The sequence below is a fragment of the Treponema sp. R80B11-R83G3 genome (assembly GCF_054786115.1).
In genome coordinates this window covers 1-696 of the sequence record NZ_BDHF01000367.1, presented here as the reverse complement: position 1 = coordinate 696, position 696 = coordinate 1, and the positions used below count along the sequence as shown (strand labels likewise).

The following is a 696-nucleotide window of genomic DNA, read 5'->3' as shown; positions in this document are numbered from 1 at the left end:
ACTTTTTTCTTCCGATGATTTTTCCATATCAGCTAAATTTTTAAGCAAATCATTCTTGAGCGTTTTAAGATAACGAGCAATAAAAAGTATTGTTATAAGCCATATCAGGATGAAAGATATTCCAATAACAATATAGATCATTTTGATTCCTTGGCTGCCGGCTTCGATGTCTTAGGCGTATTAGTTTCGCTTTTTCCTAAGGCATTCGAAGTATCGCTAATATCAATAATCCTTACTCCGAAATTCTCGTCAATAATCACAATTTCCCCTGTGGCAATGAGGACTCCATTGGCTTTTACGTCTACCGGTTCCCCGGCAAGTTTATCAAGCTCAAGAATTGTCCCCTTATTCATCGAAAAGACTTCCTTTACTGTTTTTACTGTGGTTCCCAGTTCCACGGAAATCTTCATCGTCGCATTCGATAAGGCATCCGTTATAAGCGAATTAACTTTATCCATTTCCATATCATTTCCCTCCATTCCAAATGGGTTTTCAACATAATCGACAATCGTAATTCTTTTAGAGAACCGCTTGCGATCCGGTAATATTTGGCATTGCCATACGCGCCTGTCCCCGCATTTCAGATAACAATAGCCCACAGTGAGCTGGTGAAGCGGCAGAATAAGCGTTTTGGCAGTCCATTTCCAAATTTCTTTTATAGGATAATCACGGCATAATATTTCGGCGGTCAGGCGG

General features: G+C 39.8%; 1 protein-coding gene. It reads right to left on the bottom strand.

The genetic code is table 11. From position 1 onward, the window contains the following. Window positions 1-137: 137 nt before the first annotated feature. The coding region (gene fliN / locus ACYVRH_RS13900; protein ID WP_461257478.1) for a flagellar motor switch protein FliN at window positions 138-696 on the bottom strand (559 nt) is incomplete at its 5' end.